Raw genomic sequence first — 16230 nt, 5'->3', positions numbered from 1 at the left:
CCTGTGCGTCGAAGCGGACGTGAACGGTCTCGGCAACTCGCACCGTTGTCAGACTCCGGCCTCTCGTCGTGAGCGTGCTTTCTGATCGCCAATTGAACACCGTTAGTCGGTCGAAATCGGTGGACGAAACCGGCCCTGCGCCGGTTTTTTCCAACTACTGCGACGAATGTGTCATGCTATCAACCTACACATCATTGACAAAGTGTTTAAGTAACTAATTATAGTTAAGGATATCGGGGGATTGGGTAATGAAACGACGCACATTCTTGGCGTCGGCGAGTGCCGCTGGATTAGCCGGATTCAGCGGCCTCGCCGACGCCCGGCAGGACGGATCGTTCGTAGAACAGGCACAGGAAATGGGGTTCGCCGACAACTGGCGACAGCGGCGTATCGAGGCCGCCGACGACTGGCCGATGGACGCGCGGACGCAGGTTCCCGACCGCGACGAGGACAGCACGTGGACGAACTCCCAGTCGTTCCAGAGTGCGCTCGACGTTTGGGAACCACCGGAAGGCTGGCAAGACACCGCCGCCGGTGACGTGGACACGCTCCAGATACTCAACCACGGGGCGGCCAACATGGAGTTCGACCCCGCCACGCTCGCCACCTACGAGGTCTTCGAGGAGAAGACCGGCATCTCCATCGAACCACTCGAAATCAGCGTCGACCAGGCCGACCTGAAGGAACAACAAGTACTCAGTTCGCAGCAGGGCCAACCCCACGTCATGAACGTCGACGGACCTCTCATGCCCGTGTTCGTCCAGCAGGGGTATCTGGAGGTTACGGACCCGCTGTATCCGGGTGACAGCCCGTGGGAGCCGTACGTCTCGACGCTCCAGAACCTCGTCCAGTGGGACATCGACACGACGCGGGAGGGAACCCACACGTACGGATTCCCGAACATTCTGGAGGGGTCTGTCGGGCACCTCCGAGTGGACCTCGTCGAAGAGCAGGGCATCGACCCCCAACGCTTCGAGGGCGAGTGGAGTTGGGACCTGCTCGAAGAGACGATGCAGGCGTTCGAGGGAACCGACGTTCACGGCTACGCCTACTACGCCGGGACTCCGACCTACCTGTTCATCTCGTTCCGACAGTTGCTCTACCAGCAGGGCGGAAGCTTGGTCGCCGACGACGGCACGGTCCAGTTCGACACCCAACCTGCACGCACCGTTCTCCAGAAGATGCGCGAGTGGCGGGACAACGGCTGGGTGCCGGGAGACGTCATCTCCTACGGCGAAGGGGACATCGTGGATCTGTTCCTCAGTGGCCAAGTCGCCTACTCGACCGCGTTCGGCGACTTCGTGCCGCGGGCGCTCAACCAGTACGAGGCGGGCGAACAGTACCGAGTGGTGCTCCCGCCGATGGCGAACACGGGACCGAACCCCCAGCAGCAGGGAGTGACCGCCCCGAACGCGAACGGCATCAATCCGTTCGCCGACACCAGCCACAAACTCGCGGGACTGCTCTACGGCGACCTGCGCCTGAGCTACGTCAGCCAGTGGTGGGAGTACGTCTACGAGGGCAACATGTCCTACATGGAGCAGGTGTACGACGACGCCGCCGAGGCCGACGCCGTGCAGTTCGCCGACGTCATCGGTTCCGCGGTCGAGAACGGGAAGGTCGAGTTGTTCCCCCAGATGGAGGCCGTCTGGCAGCGCCTCGCCGACCCGTTCCAGCAGGCCATCGTCGGCGACATGGAGCCAGCGCAGGCGACCCAGCAGGCCCAGGACTTCGTCGACCAGATACTCGGCCAGTAACCGGCCGACGCACCGCCGCGCTGGCGGTGTCTTCTTCGATTCAATCGAGGTGACTCACCACGATGGCATCCGAAGTCCAACGACGCGTCGAATCGACTCCCTATCGACGGGTGAAGAGTCGTGTCTCTCAGTTTCTGAACGACCACGTCCGGATTCTGTTCCTCGGCCCGGCGTTGCTCGCGCTGATACTCATCTTCGTCTACCCGGTTGGCGTACTCGTCTGGAGTTCGTTTCACCAGACCGTAGGCATCATCACGGAGTTCGCTCCGGCGTCCAACTACGAGCGGATGTTGACCGACGCGGCGTTCTGGAACGCCGTCGAGAACACGCTGGTGTACTCGGTCGGGTCGTTCGTCGTCACGATGCTGTCGGGACTGGGAATCGCACTTGCACTCAACCACGTCGCTAAAAAACGTGTCCGGGACGTTTACACGACGCTCATCCTGATATCGTGGGCAGTTCCACTATCCATCGTCGGTGTGACCTGGCGATGGCTGTTCAACGGGCAACTCGGCGTCGTCAACAAGATACTGATCGACCTCGGTATCCTGTCGGAGACGTACTCGTGGCTGGGGAACTCGCTCACCGCGATGATAATCGTCGTCCTCGCGGACTCGTGGTCGCGCATCCCGTTCGCCGCCATCATCCTGCTCGCCGGGTTGCAGTCGATTCCACAGGAGCAGTACGACGCCGCGAAGGTGGACGGCGCAACGACGTTCCAGACGTTCCGACACGTCACCCTGCCGTATCTCCGGCCGTCGTTCTTCGTCGCCGGACTCATCACGTGGATGTTCTCGTTCCGAGCGTTCGCCATCCCGAACACGACGACTGGCGGCGGCCCCGCCGGCGCGACCGAGGTGCTGGCGATCTACATCTACCGGTTCGGCATCCAACTGTTCGATTACGGGTTCGCGTCGGCGGTCGCGGTGTTCCTCGTCGTCGTGACGCTCGTCGTCGCGGCGTTCTACGTGAACGTCATCCTCGAACAACTCAGCGAGATCGAAGCATGACCCAAATGGACCAGCGAAACGCGACGCAGGAGACCGGGCACCCATGAGCGACCGAATGAGCCTCGAGCGGTACAAGCGCGAGCAACGCCTCGGGAACGCACTCGAAAGCAGATACGTCGTTCACCTCGTGCTGTTCCTCGCGGTACTGTTCATCGTCGGACCGCTCGTTTGGGAACTACTCACGTCGCTGAAGACGAACCAGGCCGTCTACAACTTCAACTACCTGCCGCGAGACCCAACGCTGGAGAGCTATTACATCGCCCTGTTCGAACGCGGCTACTGGCGGGCGGTCGTCAACAGCGTCATCATCTCCAGCGTCTCGACGGTCGTCGTGATGCTACTCGGAGTGCCAGCGGGGTACGCGTTCAGCCGATACCGCTTCCCCTTCGACAATCTGGTGTTCGTGTTCATCCTGTTCACCCGGTTGTTCCCGCCGATCGGTCTCGTAGTCCCGTACTACCGTATCATGACGGAGTTCGGACTGCTGAACACGAAACTGGGAATCATCATCGCCAACGTGTACCTCTGGCTGCCGCTGGTCATCTACATCATGCGGAACTTCTTCATCACGATTCCGCAGGACCTCGACGAGGCGGCGCGCGTGGACGGTTGTACGAAGATTCAGGCGTTCGTCCACATCGTCCTCCCGGTCGTCATGCCCGGCGTCGCGGCCGGTACGATTCTGACGTTCCTCTACTCGTGGCGCGAGTTCCTGTTCGCGTTCACCGTCAGTACGGACCTGTCGTCGATGACCATCCCGGTTTCGACGTTCCTCTTCGTAGGCGACACGTCCATCCAGTGGGCGTCGATGGCCGCGGCCGCCATCGTGGCGACCATCCCGTCGGCGCTCGTCGTGTTCTTCTTCCAGCGATACATCGTGGTCGGACTCACGGGAGGGATGAAAGGATGACGCGTGCCGCAGGAAACCGTGTGCCGTGGTATCGTTCGACACAACTAAATCGCCGCGCGGAGAAACGATTACAACGATAATGGGGGACAGAGTATGAGTGATTCCATCCGAGGGGAGGACCCGCAGGTTGCGGAACGCGGCCACGACGAGGCGCGAAGCGTCAGTCTCGAACTCGACGGACTGACCAAAGTCTTTCACGACGACGAGGGCGACGTAATCGCCGTCGACGACGTGTCGATGGACATCTACGACGGCGAGTTCGTCGTCCTCGTCGGGCCGTCGGGGTGCGGAAAGACGACTACCCTGCGGATGATTGCGGGACTGGAAGAGCCGACCCAGGGGAGTATCGTCCTCAACGGCCGCGACGTTGCGGGCCTCGAACCCCGCGAGCGGGACGTGGCGATGGTGTTCCAGAACTACGCGTTGTATCCTCACAAGACGGTTCGGGAGAATCTCGGGTTTCCGCTCCAGATTCGACACTTCCCGAACGACGAAATCGAGGACCAGGTCCGGGACGTGAGCGAACTCCTCGGAATCGGCGAGTTGCTGGACCGACGGCCCGGCGACCTCTCGGGCGGTCAGCAACAGCGGGTCGCGCTCGGTCGCGCCATCATCCGCGACCCGGAGGTGTTCCTGTTCGACGAACCGCTCTCGAACCTCGACGCCAAACTCCGAATCGAGATGCGGACGGAGTTGAACAAACTCCACGCCAGAGTCGGCAAGACGTCGGTGTACGTCACCCACGATCAGGAGGAGGCGATGACCCTGAGCGACCGAGTCGCCGTGATGAAAGACGGGAAACTCCAGCAGATAGCGCCGCCCCAGACCGTCTACGAGCGACCGGCGAACCTCTTCGTCGCCGGGTTCATCGGCGAACCGCCGATGAACTTCTTCGATTGCGAACTCGCCGAGCGCGACGACGGCACGTGGGTCGTCTCGGACGTGTTCGAACTGAAGTTACCCCAACCGATGGCGGCGAAACTCGACTCATGGGACGGGGACGTGGCGAATCTCGTGTTCGGCGTTCGCCCGGAGGACATGACCGACACGACGGTCGTGGAGGAAACGTTCTCGCCCGACACGACCTTCGAGGCGCACGTGAAGGTCGTCGAGCCTATCGGGGCGGACAAGGACCTCACGCTCGCACCGAGCGAATCCGCTCCGGAGGAAGACGAGTTCACCGTCCGAGTCGACTCGAACAGCACGGCGACGTCGGGTGACACGGTTACGCTCGCGGTCGACATGTCGATGTCACATCTCTTCGACAGGACGACCGGCACGAACCTCACGCTCTGATTCGCATGGGCGAAACGTACACGGTGGCGTTGCTCGGATTCGGTCGAATCGGACGCGCGCTCTACGACTACGTCGAGTCGGACCCGGACTTCGAACTCGGATACGTCTTCGTCCGGTCGCAAAAGGAGGGCGTCCCGGCGGACAAGCAGGTAACCGACCCGTCGGAACTCACGGACCGACCGGTGGACCTCGTCGTCGAAGCCGCCACGCACGAGGTGGTCGCCGACCTCGGCGAGACGGTCCTCGAATCGAGCGACCTGATGGTCCTCTCCGGGTCGGCGTTCGTCGACGAGGAGGTAGAAGAGCGCCTGGTGACGACGGCAGAGGCGAACGACACGGACGTGTATCTACCGCACGCCGCGCTACTCGGCATCGACGGCCTCGTGGACGCACGGGACGCCCTCGATACGGTGTCGATTCGGGCGACGAAAGCCCCGTCTCACCTCGATTTCGGTTACGCCGACTCGCTCGACCCGGACGACGTGGACGGCCGGACGGTCCTCTACGAGGGGCCGGTTCGCGGCCTCTGCGAGTTGTTCCCCCGGAACTTCAACTCCCACGCGGCGGTGGCACTGGCTTCGCTGGGGTTGGACGACACCGAGTCGAAACTCGTCGCCGACCCGAGCGCCGACAGTGCAGACCACGTCATCGCGGCGTCCGGCGACGGGTTCGACCTCGAAATCGTCCGCCGGAGTGCGATCGAGGGAGTGACCGGCGATTACACGCTCGTCTCTATCTGGGGGTCGGTCCGACGCGTTCTGGACGCAGACGGCGGGGTGACGTTTCTCTAAATCGGACGCGACCCCGGCCCTGCCCCAACGTACAAATCAAAATCCGTGGTAACGTTAGTCATGGCAACGTGTCCGCACTGCGAATCCGACATCAGCGAGTGGGCCCAGCGACTGGAGCAGGCAGACCGCGCGAGTACCCCGAAAGTCTGGACCTGTCCGGAGTGCGATTCGGTCCTCGGCATCTCCGACTGGGGGTCGGAGTAGCGTTAGCGTTTCCGTTTCCGTTTGCGTTAACGCTCATTCGCTCTCGACGTTCCAGCCGCGGAACCGGGATATCGCGCCGTGTTCGTCGATGGCGTACGCGCCGAAGGGGAGACCGGGGTCGATGTCGTAGGTGATTCTGGCGGTGTCGTAGTCGCCCTCGACCTGCGAGACGCCGTGGACCGAGTCGGCCTGGGCTATCCACCAGACCACCCGGTCGAGTTCGCTGTCGGGGTCGGTCGCGGCGACCTCGAACCGGACCTTCTCGGTGGTATTGTAGTTCGTTCTGAGGATTTCGGCTGTCGGCTCCAGACGCTCGACGACCGGCGGTAGGTTTCCGTCTGAACCGACCTCGACTGTCCACTCGACCACGTCGATGGGCTCGTCGCCCTCCCTTGACGCTTCGCCCTCGCGGTAGACCTCCGAGCGAATCCGGTAGGTACCCGGCGACTCGAAGCGGTGGGTGAACGTCGCTCGACTGCTCGAACCGAGGTGGCCGTAGAACAGATCGGGACCGACGCGCCACTCGCCGTCCACGTACCACTCGGCCGAAACGTAGTCGCCGGGATAGTCGCTGACCACGGTTTCGAACAACACCGAGGTATCCGGTCGAACCGTGATTTTCCGCTTCGGACTGCCGCGCGAGACGGTGGGAGAAGGTCGGGAGGGCGTCACCTCGCTCCCGTTCAGCGAGACCGTGGCGGGACCGGCGAGCGCGAACGCCGTTACCTCGCCTCCGACAGCGAACTCGTCGACACCCCTGTCGGGTCCGACGTGGCCGACCGCCCGGTTCCCGTCCACGATGTCGCCGCGGTCGAATTGCCGGACCGAACCGCTGGCCGTGAATTCGTAGACCGCGACACCGCCGCCGTCGCTCTCGATGCGGAGGCGGTCGGTGCCCGACCCGGCGTCGAAGTCGTCGCTCGTGAGCGACCCGGCCGGGCGCGAGAACGACGACGGTTCGACCCGCGTGTCGTCGCGGTAGAGGGTCGCCGGACCCGCGAGGACGAGGCCGGTGACGACGCCGGAGTACCGGAAGGTGTCGGTCCCGCGCTTCGGACCGACGTTGCCCGCGGCGTGACGACCGGTTACCCGGTCGCCACTATCTACCTGTCCGAGCTCACCGCTCACCGTGAACTCGTAGGCCGAGAGTCCGCCGCCCTCGCTCTCGATGCGGAGTGTCTTCGAGCGCGTGCGGTGCGAGGAGACGGAGTGGCTGACGAACGGTGTCGCCCCCACGGCGGCGGCCCCACGTTTCAGGAACCGCCGTCGAGAGTTCTCGTCGTGCATACGGAAACTACGAGAAAGAGAACGAAAGTTATACTCCGCGTATCGGAGGTAGCCCTCGTCTAACTCCCGGAATCGACGGAGTGAGAAGTTCCGTCCGCTCGCGTCGGCGCTCGGGCTAGGTCCTCTCGGAATCGCTGGCCTGTTCGTCATCTCTACCAGCGCGGAGATTTTGACGGTTCCGAGTCCGAAGCCGAGTGCGACGGTAGATAGCTAATAGACATATAAATAATTTCTACTACCATATAAATACACATCTAAGAAATGAAAATCAATCCCGTCCCGAAAATCGACCCACCAGTTCAGAACTCCGTGACGACTTCGATGCCGACCGTACCGTAGTCGCTCATCGCGGCGAGACGGTCGGGCACGTCACCGAGTGCGACCTCGTTCGTCACCAGTGCGGCGGGCGAGACCGTCCCTCGGTCCATCATCCGGAGGAGTTCGCCGTAGCGCGTTGGCGGCATCCCGCGAGAGCCGAGAAACGTGATTTCGCGCATCGTCATCGCGTCGGTCGGGAGCGCGACCTCCCCGCGCTCCTCGTCGGTCGTCAGACCGAGTTGGAGGTGCTGGCCGCGCTCGCGGAGGCACGCGACGGAGTTCCGACAGGTCTCGGCGACGCCGAGCGCGTCCACCGAGACGTGCGCCCCACCGCCGGACGTGAGACCACGGATTCGCTCCGGCACGTCCTCGACCTCCCCGGCGTTCACGGTCTCGTCCGCACCCAACTCGCAGGCCTTCGACAGTTTCTCGTCGGCGAGGTCGACCGCGACGACGTTCGCGCCGAGCGCGTCGGCGACGTGGACCGCCGAGAGGCCGACTCCGCCGCAACCGTGGACCGCTACCCAGTCGCCGGGCGTGAGGTCGGCGCGGTGGGCCAGTCCGTGGTACGCCGTGGCGAACCTGCAACCGAGTCCGGCCATCTCGACCGGTGAGACGTTCGGCGGGAGCTCGACGGCGTTGTAGTCGGCGTAGGGGACGTGGACCTGCTCGGCGAACGCGCCGGGCGCGTCGGTCTCGAACCCGAGCGCCAGTCCGTCCGCACAGACGTTGCCGTGGCCGTTCCGGCAGAACTCGCAGTCGCCGCGACCGAGGTTGAACGGCACCGCGATGCGGTCGCCCTCGCGGACGCGCTCGACGCCGGACCCCACTGCGACGACGCGCCCGGCGGGTTCGTGGCCGAGAATCTGACCCTTCGGCACTCGGTCGTCGGCCCACTCACCGTGGCCCTGCCACGCGTGCCAGTCGCTCCGACAGATGCCGCAGGCTTCGGTCTCGACGACGACGCCGTGGGAGTCCGGTTCGGGGTCGGGCACGTGCTGGATTTCGAGCGGTTCGGCGTACTCCCGTAGAACTGCGGCTTTCATGGGTACGAGGTCGGGAGGAAGGTGGTTAAATCGGTGGGTCGCGGCCAGACGTTCCCGGTTTCATCTCCGTCCAGTAATGAATACCCGGGTATCGGTCTTCTACGACGGAGGCTGTCAGCCAGAACAACACCTGTTAATGGTTCTTAGCCCGGGAAATATTAGCCAGACTGGCCAGTGAGTCGACTATTTCCAACCGCAGTACGGCAAGCAGTTCAAGTTCCGCGTCAGGTTGAATTACGGTCTGCGTACCGGGTTTCCGATACTTAACTATAAAATATGAAGAGTAGTAGTCGTGCAGTATGACACCAAAAGACACACTCACGGCCGATGTCGGGCGACGCACGTACCTGCGCGCGCTTGGCGGCACGGCTGCGCTGGGAGCACTCGGAACGCCGGGGTACCTCAGGCAGGACGACTCACTGACGGTGGGACTCTCGACGCACTTCACCTCGGGAGCGTGGGTTACAGCCGTCGTCGAAGCAACGCGGTTCTACGCCGAAGACAGGGGCTTCGACTACAACCTCTTCACCACCGGCGGAGAGAGCCAGAAACAGATTTCGGACATCCGCCAGATGGTCAACCAGGACTTCGACGGCATCGTTCTCGTCCCGTTCAACTCGGAGGCCATCGCATCGGTCGTCGAAGAAGCGACCGAAGCGGGCGTGCCGGTCTTCACCGCCGACATCGACGCCGCCACAGACGCCGTAAAGATGCACATCTCCTGGAGCGACGAAACCGCAACCCGTCGCACGGCAGAGATGCTCGTCGAAAATCTCCGCGAACAGAAACCGGACCAGGACAGCTACACGGTGCTCGAAGTTCGCGCCCCGCCGGGCCGAGACATCGCGCGACTCCGCCACGAACCCTTCGTCTCCGTTCTCGAAGAGACCGACGACGTCGAACTCGCTGGCACCGTGGTCGGCGACTGGGTGCGTTCGACCGCCAAACAGCGCGTCCAGGAGTGGGTCAACGCCAACGAGGTGCCCGACGGCGTCTACTCGGCGAACTTCCTGATGAGTCTCGGAGCACTCTCCGCACTCCAAGAGATGGACGCCACCGCACCGCGCGGCGAGGACGACCACGTCGTGATGACGCAACTCGACGGCTCGGCCAACACCCACCAGGCCATCCAGGATGGACTCATCGACGGGGCAGTAGACCAGCCGAACTACTTCTACGGACCACTGGCACTGGCGTGGCTCGAACGGTACGTCGAGCAGGGCGAACAGGCACTTCCCGAAGTGGGTTCGACCGTCACTGCATCCGGAGGCCAGACTACCCCAACCGGTACACCGACCGGGACCCCCACCGGCACCCCAGCCACGACCACGACTCCGGCGACCGACGGCGGAACCGAATCATCGACCATCTCCATCGAACCTGCCGAGCATCGCGGCGTCGAACTCTGGCAGGAACCCATCTGGTCACCTGCCGAAGTCGGCGAAGCGTTCGGCCATCGACAGTTCGTGACGAGCCATGTCGAGATAACCGAAGAGAACGCCGAGGCACCCTACCTCTGGGGTAACATCTGGGGCCCGGACGCCGCCATCGACGACTAACACTCCCCTAATCCGTTATGGCGACTGCTGAACACGTCCCGGAGTCGATGGAGGTGGACGACCTCTTGCTCTCGCTCCTCGACAACATGATCTGGCCCATCCTGGTCCTGATGTCGCTCGCGGTATGGCTGGTCGTTCCACGGACGTTCACCAACCTCCGGTCCATCGAGTTCATCCTCCACGGATCCGTGGGTCTCGGATTCGTCGCGCTCGCCGAGGCGGTCTGTCTCGTCTCGGGTAACTTCGATCTCTCGGTCGGCTCCATCGCTGGCTTCTCGGCCATGCTCGCGGGTCTCGTCGTCTCGGCCAACAAATGGAACCTCATCTCCGACCCGCTGCTCGGTGTCGCCGTCATCCTCGCCATCGGTCTCGTCGTCGGGACGACCAACGGCGTGATGGTCGGCAAGGTCGGTATCAACCCCTTCCTCCAGACACTCGCGTTCCTCATCATCCTGCAAGGGGCGAAACTCACGCTCAGCACCATCACCATCACCGGATTGCCGGACGGCTACACCCGAATCGGCAACGCTCCCGAAATTTCGGTCGGTCTGCTCTTCGCTACCTTCGCGCTCCTCGGCTTCGTGATGAAGTACACTCCGTTCGGACAGGCAGTGTACGCGGTCGGGAGCGACGACGAGGCCGCCCGCGCCGTCGGCATCGACACCGACCGGGTCGTCATCGCGGTGTACGCCATCAGCGGCGTCCTGTCCGCGGCGGGCGGACTGATGTTGACGGGATTCATCAACGTCGTTCCGCCGACGATCGGCGACGAACTCGTCTTCCCGGCGTTCGCTGCCGCGGTCATCGGCGGCGTCAGCCTCTACGGCGGCCGCGGCAAGGTCACGGGAGCGCTCGGTGGCGTCCTCCTGCTCGGCCTGATACAGGCGGCACTGAACGTCAGCGGTACGCCACCCGAACAGGTGACGCTGGTGAACGGACTGGTCCTGCTGGCCGCGATACTGGTGTACAGTTCCCGGCGGCGACTACGCGAGCGAATCCTCTCACGGCAGGTGGAACCACGTGACTATGGACAGTGACCGTCCCGCCGACACGACGAGCAACTCTACGACCGACGCAGTTACGGCAGACGACGCGGGCAGGGAGCGCGACGAGAAGGTTCGACTGGAAGGCGTCACCAAGCAGTTCGGTCGGGTCGTCGCCGTCGAGGACGTGACCCTGTCGGTGTACGAGGAGGAGATTCTGGCGCTGGTCGGCGACAACGGCGCGGGCAAGTCCACGCTCACCGGCATGATCTCGGGCATCCATCGGCCGACCGAGGGCCGGGTCGTCTACGAGGGCGAACCGGTACGCTTCTCGAACCCCCACGAGGCCCGCGAACGCGGCATCGAGACGGTGTATCAGGACCTCGCACTGATGGACGACCTCGACGTCGCTACCAACATCCACGTCGGGAAGTTCCCCACCCGCGTCTCGCTCGGACCGTTCGGCGTCATCGACTGGGACCGAACCTACGAGAACACGCGCGAGATACTCGATTTCCTGAATCAGGACGTTCGGCCGGACACGGAGGTCGTCTTCCTCTCGGGCGGCCAGCGCCAACTCGTCGCCATCGGACGAGCACTATCGTTCGACCCGGACGTGTTCGTCCTCGACGAACCGACGAGTGCGCTGTCTGTCGCGGGGACCGAACTCGTCCACGAGACGATGCGTCAGTTGCAGGCCGAGGGCCACACGCAGATCGTCGTGAGCCACAGTCTCGAAGACGTGTTCGACCTCGCCGACCGCATCGCGGTCATGTACCGCGGACAGCTCGCGGACGTGGTGGACCCGGACGAGGTGGACAAGGAGACCGTGACCGACCTGATCACGACCGGAACTCGTCGGTAGCCAATCCGACAGCCAGCCTTCTGCTCGCCCTGCCGGACGCGAGCCGGGGGAGTAGGACGCGAGGCCGGCGGGAAGCGGGGAAGACAGGAGGTAGACGCAATTAGAGCAATCCCCAGACACGTTTAGAGAACAATTTTGTTCCCTAGGAATTTCTTTGTACTTCTATTCTCGTTCAGATGCCCGTTCCCCCGAGGTCTTATGCCCCAGAATGTGTTACCCTCTACCATGTCTAAGGGGGAGAAATCGACGACGGAGACGTTCACCATGTACGTCGGGGGAGAACCGACCGCCAGCGAAAGCGGCGAGACGACCACGGCGACGAACCCGGCGACCGGCGAGTCGCTCGGTGAGGTGCCGAAGGGAACCCGAGAAGACGCCCGGCGAGCCATCGCGGCCGCCCGCGAGGTCCAGCCCGAGCTAGAAGCGATGACCGACTTCGAGCGAGCCGAGTTGTGCCACGAACTCGCCGACGCCGTGGAGGCGAACCACGAGTCCCTCGCGGAGTGGCTGACGAAGGACCAGGGCAAACCACTCTCGGAGGCCCGCACCGAAGTCGAACTCTGCGCCAAGGAGTTCCGGAACGCCGCCGAGGACGTGAAACGGGCCGAAACCGAGGTCATCCCGTCGGAAGACCCGGACAAACACATCTACACGATTCGCAAGCCCCACGGAGTGCTGGGCGTCATCACGCCGTGGAACTACCCACTCAACATACCGGCCGAGTACCTCGCCCCGGGGGTGGCGGTCGGCAACGCAGTGGTCTGGGTTCCCGCACCGACCACCTCGGTCGTGGCAGTGAAACTACTGGAGACGTTCGCCGAGGCCGACGTGAGTCTCCCGGACGGCGCGCTCAACCTCGTCACCGGAGACGGACCGGTGGTCGGCGACGAGGTAGTCGTCAACGACGGCACGGACGCCATCGGCTTCACCGGCAGTCCCGAAACCGGCGAGGAGATAGCCAGCAAGGCCGGGACGAAACCGACGCTGCTCGAACTCGGCGGCAACGGCCCCGTCATCGTGCTGGACGACGCCGACCTCGACGCCGCGGTCGGGTGTACGGCGTTCGGCTGTTTCAGCAACGCCGGGCAGATATGCTCGGCCAGCGAACGTGTCCTCGTCCACGAGGACGTGCGCGAGGAGTTCACCGAACGGATGGTCGAACGCGCCCGCGAGATGCAACTTGGCGACCCGACCGACCCGGGCACCGACCTCGGGCCGCTGAATAACGAGGGCGTGGCCGAGAAGATGGACCGGCACGTCGCCGACGCGCGCGATAAGGGCGCCGACGTGCTCGTCGGTGGTGGCCGCGCGGACGACCAGCCCACGGACCGCTACTACGAGCCGACCGTCCTCTCTGGCGTAACGACCGACATGACCGTCAACTGGGAGGAGTCGTTCGGCCCCATCGCGCCCATCATCGGATTCGAGAGCTACGAGGAAGCAGTCGAGATCGCCAACGAGATCGACCTCGGTCTCACGTCGAGCGTCTTCACGAGCAACCTCGAACTCGCCGAGTACTTCGCCGACCGCATCGAGACCGGCATCGTCAACGTCAACGACAGCAGCGCCTACTGGGAGATACACACCCCGTTCGGCGGCTACACCGGCAAGCGGAGCGGCCACGGCCGCATCGGTGGGAAATACTCCATTGCGGAACTCTCCCAACTGAAGACCATCGCCATCGACCACGGCAATGCCCGGTCACCGCTAGACACCGCGTGACCCGCAGAACGATGCAAGAAGTCACCACCGAGGACGCGCCAGCCGCCATCGGACCGTACTCGCAGGGCATCGTGGACGGTGACCGCGTCTACGTCTCCGGACAGGGACCGCTGGACCCCAAGAGCGGCGACGTAGTCGGCGACGACGCGAGCGAGCAGACCACCCGGACACTGGAGAACGTCGCGGCAGTACTGGACGCCGCAGATGCCTCGCTCTCGGACGTAGTGAAGACGACGGTGTTCCTGATCGATATGGACGATTACGAGGCGGTCAACGAGACGTACGGCGAGTACATGTCCGAACCGTATCCTGCCCGGAGTGCGGTGGAGGTCGCCGACCTGCCGGTCGACGTTCGGGTCGAAATCGAGGCCGTTGCCACCCGCAGGTAGCTACTCGTCGTGCGTATCGCAGACCGTCTCACTCTCCTCCTCGTTCTCGTGGTGAATAGAGCGTAGCAGGTCGGCGACTTCGTCGGCGAGTCGGTCGAATATCTCCGCGCCCTTCTCGGCACTGGCGAGTTCGGGTGCGCCGATAGCGCCGGATTCGGAGTACTCGTCGAACGACCGGTACACCGACAGGGGGCCAGTTCCGAACAGGTCGACTGCCGCGCGCTGGTAGGTCTCATCGGAGAGCGATCCCTCGATGCGGCCTTCGCGCACGAGTTCGGGGTGAAGGTCCAACAGGAGTGACGTCTCGAACTCGCCGCCGTGGGCCATACCACCGGGGTCGCTCTCCCGAACGTCGTCGATGAACGTCTCTGCGAGGTCGAAATAGGTCAGGCCAAGAACCTCCGTGTCGGGATGGCCGACCCCGATTGTACTGGTCGCGCTCTCGATCAGCGAGGCATTGCCACCGTGACCGTTGAGCAGGAGGACGGCATCAAAGTCGTTCTCCAGCACCGCGTCGGCAACCTCTTCCAGAAGGGTCACCAGCGTCCCGTGTTCGACGGTAATCGTTCCGCCGAAGGGGAGGTGGTGAGGCGAGTACCCCGTCCAGACCGGGGGCGTGACGAGTACCGGAACGTCGTCCGCGGCGGCCCGCGACGCGCCCTCCGTGCCGACCGCTTCCGCGAGAATGGAATCGGTGGCGACCGGCAGGTGATGGCCGTGCTGTTCGACGCTTCCCACCGGGACGACCACGATGGAACCGTCGCGGTCCCCGACGGTACGAATCTCGGGATATGGTTTGCCCGCCCACGAGACCACCGAGTCGAGACCGGTAGCGAACATGGGCGAAATACGGTGACGACCGGCAAAACAGTTCGCGTTTCGTAGATAACTATACCGTTTCTAAAGACGTATTTATAATGGTTTTGGTATTATATTTGTGTCTCTGGTCGTGGCGTCCCGCTCGCTGTCCTAGCGAAGCTACGCCGTCACTCGACCTCACCCATCCCTTTCCGCCCCCCACCTATCGCTTTCCGCGACGCACAGAACTAAGGGCGAAAACGGAGATTCTTCGCACATGGAGTACGTGAGACTCGGTTCGACCGGCACGAAGGTATCCGAAATCTGCTTCGGAACGTGGCGATTCGCCAAGGAGACCGACGGTACCGTCGAGACCAACCGCTCGACCGCCCACGACCTGCTCGACACCGCCTACGAACGCGGCGTGAACTTCATCGACACCGCGAACGTCTACGGCGACCCCAACGGCACCGCCGAGGAGTGGATCGGCGACTGGTTGGCCGACTACGACCGCGAGGAGTTCGTGCTGGCCTCGAAGGTCTACTTCGGGTTCGCCGACGGCCCGAACGACAGGGGCCTCTCGCGCAAGCACATCCGGAACCAGATAGAGGGCACGCTCGAACGCCTCGGAACCGACTACCTCGACGTGTACTATATCCACCGCTGGGACGACGAGACGCCCATCGAGGAGACGCTCCGGACGCTGAACGACCTCGTGCGCGAGGGGAAGGTCAACTACCTCGCCGCGAGTTCGATGGCGGCGTGGAAACTGACCAAGGCGCTCTGGACGAGCGATGTGGAGGGTCTCGAACGCTTCGAAGTCACGCAACCTCGATTCAACGCGGCCTACCGCGACCCCGTGGAGGACTACCTCGACCTCTGCGCCGACCAGGACCTCGCCGTCTGCCCCTACTCACCCCTCGAAGGTGGCTTCCTGACGGGCAAGTACGAGCGCGAGGGCGACGGACCGGAGGGGTCGCGCGGCGACCTCTACGACTGGAAGAACCGGTTCGACGACCGCCAGTGGGACGTGCTGGACGCGATTCGGGGAGTCGCCGACGAAGTAGACGCGACCCCGGCGCAGGTGTCGCTCCGGTGGCTGGCAGACCAGCGAGAGTTCCAGTGCATCCCGATCGTCGGAGCGCGGACGACCGACCAACTGGAGGAGAATCTGGGCGCGAGCGAGGTTTCGCTGTCCGACGAGCAGTTCGAGCGCGTCGAGGAAGCCTACCGATAGCACTCCGCCACTGTCTCGACGCCTCGACCTCCAACGGGACGAAAACCGGTTTCTTATC

Annotated in this window: 15 protein-coding genes; 12 read left to right on the top strand and 3 right to left on the bottom strand. The window is 63.6% G+C overall.

Annotated elements, in window-relative coordinates:
* The first annotated feature begins 248 nt into the window (after positions 1-248).
* From E2484_RS16845 to E2484_RS25130, 6 genes are all read left to right on the top strand, one after another.
* Positions 249-1757 carry an ABC transporter substrate-binding protein gene (locus E2484_RS16845; RefSeq protein WP_137286340.1) on the top strand — a complete coding sequence of 503 codons (1509 nt, stop codon included), beginning with the start codon at positions 249-251 and terminating at the stop codon, positions 1755-1757.
* A gap of 62 nt (positions 1758-1819) precedes the next feature.
* Positions 1820-2767, top strand: coding sequence for a carbohydrate ABC transporter permease (locus tag E2484_RS16840; RefSeq protein WP_137286339.1), 948 nt, complete (start codon positions 1820-1822; stop codon positions 2765-2767).
* Between the two features lie 43 nt (positions 2768-2810).
* Positions 2811-3677, top strand: coding sequence for a carbohydrate ABC transporter permease (locus E2484_RS16835; protein ID WP_137286338.1), 867 nt, complete (start codon positions 2811-2813; stop codon positions 3675-3677).
* 93 nt (positions 3678-3770) lie between these two features.
* Entirely contained in the window at positions 3771-4973 is a 1203-nt protein-coding gene (locus E2484_RS16830; RefSeq protein WP_137286337.1) for an ABC transporter ATP-binding protein, read from the top strand.
* Positions 4974-4978: 5 nt separating this feature from the next.
* Positions 4979-5764, top strand: a complete 786-nt coding sequence (locus tag E2484_RS16825; protein ID WP_137286336.1) for an aspartate dehydrogenase domain-containing protein — start codon at positions 4979-4981, stop codon at positions 5762-5764.
* A 60-nt stretch (positions 5765-5824) separates the two neighbouring features.
* Positions 5825-5968 carry a hypothetical protein gene (locus E2484_RS25130; protein WP_170977394.1) on the top strand — a complete coding sequence of 48 codons (144 nt, stop codon included), beginning with the start codon at positions 5825-5827 and terminating at the stop codon, positions 5966-5968.
* A 33-nt stretch (positions 5969-6001) separates the two neighbouring features.
* Here E2484_RS25130 and E2484_RS16820 read toward each other — a convergent pair whose 3' ends face one another.
* Both E2484_RS16820 and E2484_RS16815 read right to left on the bottom strand, forming a co-directional pair.
* A complete protein-coding gene (locus E2484_RS16820) occupies positions 6002-7255 on the bottom strand; it encodes a twin-arginine translocation signal domain-containing protein (RefSeq protein WP_170977393.1) in 1254 nt (417 codons plus the stop codon).
* A gap of 299 nt (positions 7256-7554) precedes the next feature.
* Positions 7555-8619, bottom strand: coding sequence for a zinc-dependent alcohol dehydrogenase family protein (locus E2484_RS16815; protein ID WP_137286334.1), 1065 nt, complete (start codon positions 8617-8619; stop codon positions 7555-7557).
* A gap of 299 nt (positions 8620-8918) precedes the next feature.
* Here E2484_RS16815 and E2484_RS16810 point away from each other — a divergent pair, with 299 nt between their 5' ends.
* The 5 genes from E2484_RS16810 to E2484_RS16790 all read left to right on the top strand — a co-directional run bounded on the left by E2484_RS16810 (position 8919) and on the right by E2484_RS16790 (position 14137).
* Entirely contained in the window at positions 8919-10178 is a 1260-nt protein-coding gene (locus E2484_RS16810) for a sugar ABC transporter substrate-binding protein (RefSeq protein WP_137286333.1), read from the top strand.
* 17 nt (positions 10179-10195) lie between these two features.
* A complete protein-coding gene (locus E2484_RS16805; protein ID WP_137286332.1) occupies positions 10196-11215 on the top strand; it encodes an ABC transporter permease in 1020 nt (339 codons plus the stop codon).
* Positions 11205-12026 carry an ATP-binding cassette domain-containing protein gene (locus tag E2484_RS16800; RefSeq protein WP_137286374.1) on the top strand — a complete coding sequence of 274 codons (822 nt, stop codon included), beginning with the start codon at positions 11205-11207 and terminating at the stop codon, positions 12024-12026. The genes E2484_RS16805 and E2484_RS16800 overlap by 11 nt, the downstream gene beginning before the upstream one ends.
* Before the next feature lie 225 nt (positions 12027-12251).
* Positions 12252-13748, top strand: coding sequence for an aldehyde dehydrogenase family protein (locus tag E2484_RS16795; RefSeq protein ID WP_321112687.1), 1497 nt, complete (start codon positions 12252-12254; stop codon positions 13746-13748).
* A gap of 11 nt (positions 13749-13759) precedes the next feature.
* On the top strand, positions 13760-14137 hold the full coding sequence (locus E2484_RS16790; RefSeq protein WP_137286331.1) for a Rid family detoxifying hydrolase: 378 nt from the start codon (positions 13760-13762) through the stop codon (positions 14135-14137).
* Here E2484_RS16790 and E2484_RS16785 read toward each other — a convergent pair whose 3' ends face one another.
* Entirely contained in the window at positions 14138-14977 is an 840-nt protein-coding gene (locus E2484_RS16785) for a creatininase family protein (RefSeq protein WP_137286330.1), read from the bottom strand.
* Between the two features lie 235 nt (positions 14978-15212).
* On the opposite strand from E2484_RS16785, the gene E2484_RS16780 reads away from it, so the two are divergent.
* A complete protein-coding gene (locus E2484_RS16780) occupies positions 15213-16172 on the top strand; it encodes an aldo/keto reductase (RefSeq protein WP_137286329.1) in 960 nt (319 codons plus the stop codon).
* Positions 16173-16230: the final 58 nt, after the last annotated feature.

The organism is Halorussus salinisoli (assembly GCA_005239435.1).
In the GTDB taxonomy this organism is placed as follows: Archaea; Halobacteriota; Halobacteria; order Halobacteriales; family Haladaptataceae; genus Halorussus; species Halorussus salinisoli.
The sequence above is the reverse complement of the archived record's forward strand: the minus strand, read 5'-3'. Positions and strand labels throughout refer to the sequence as shown.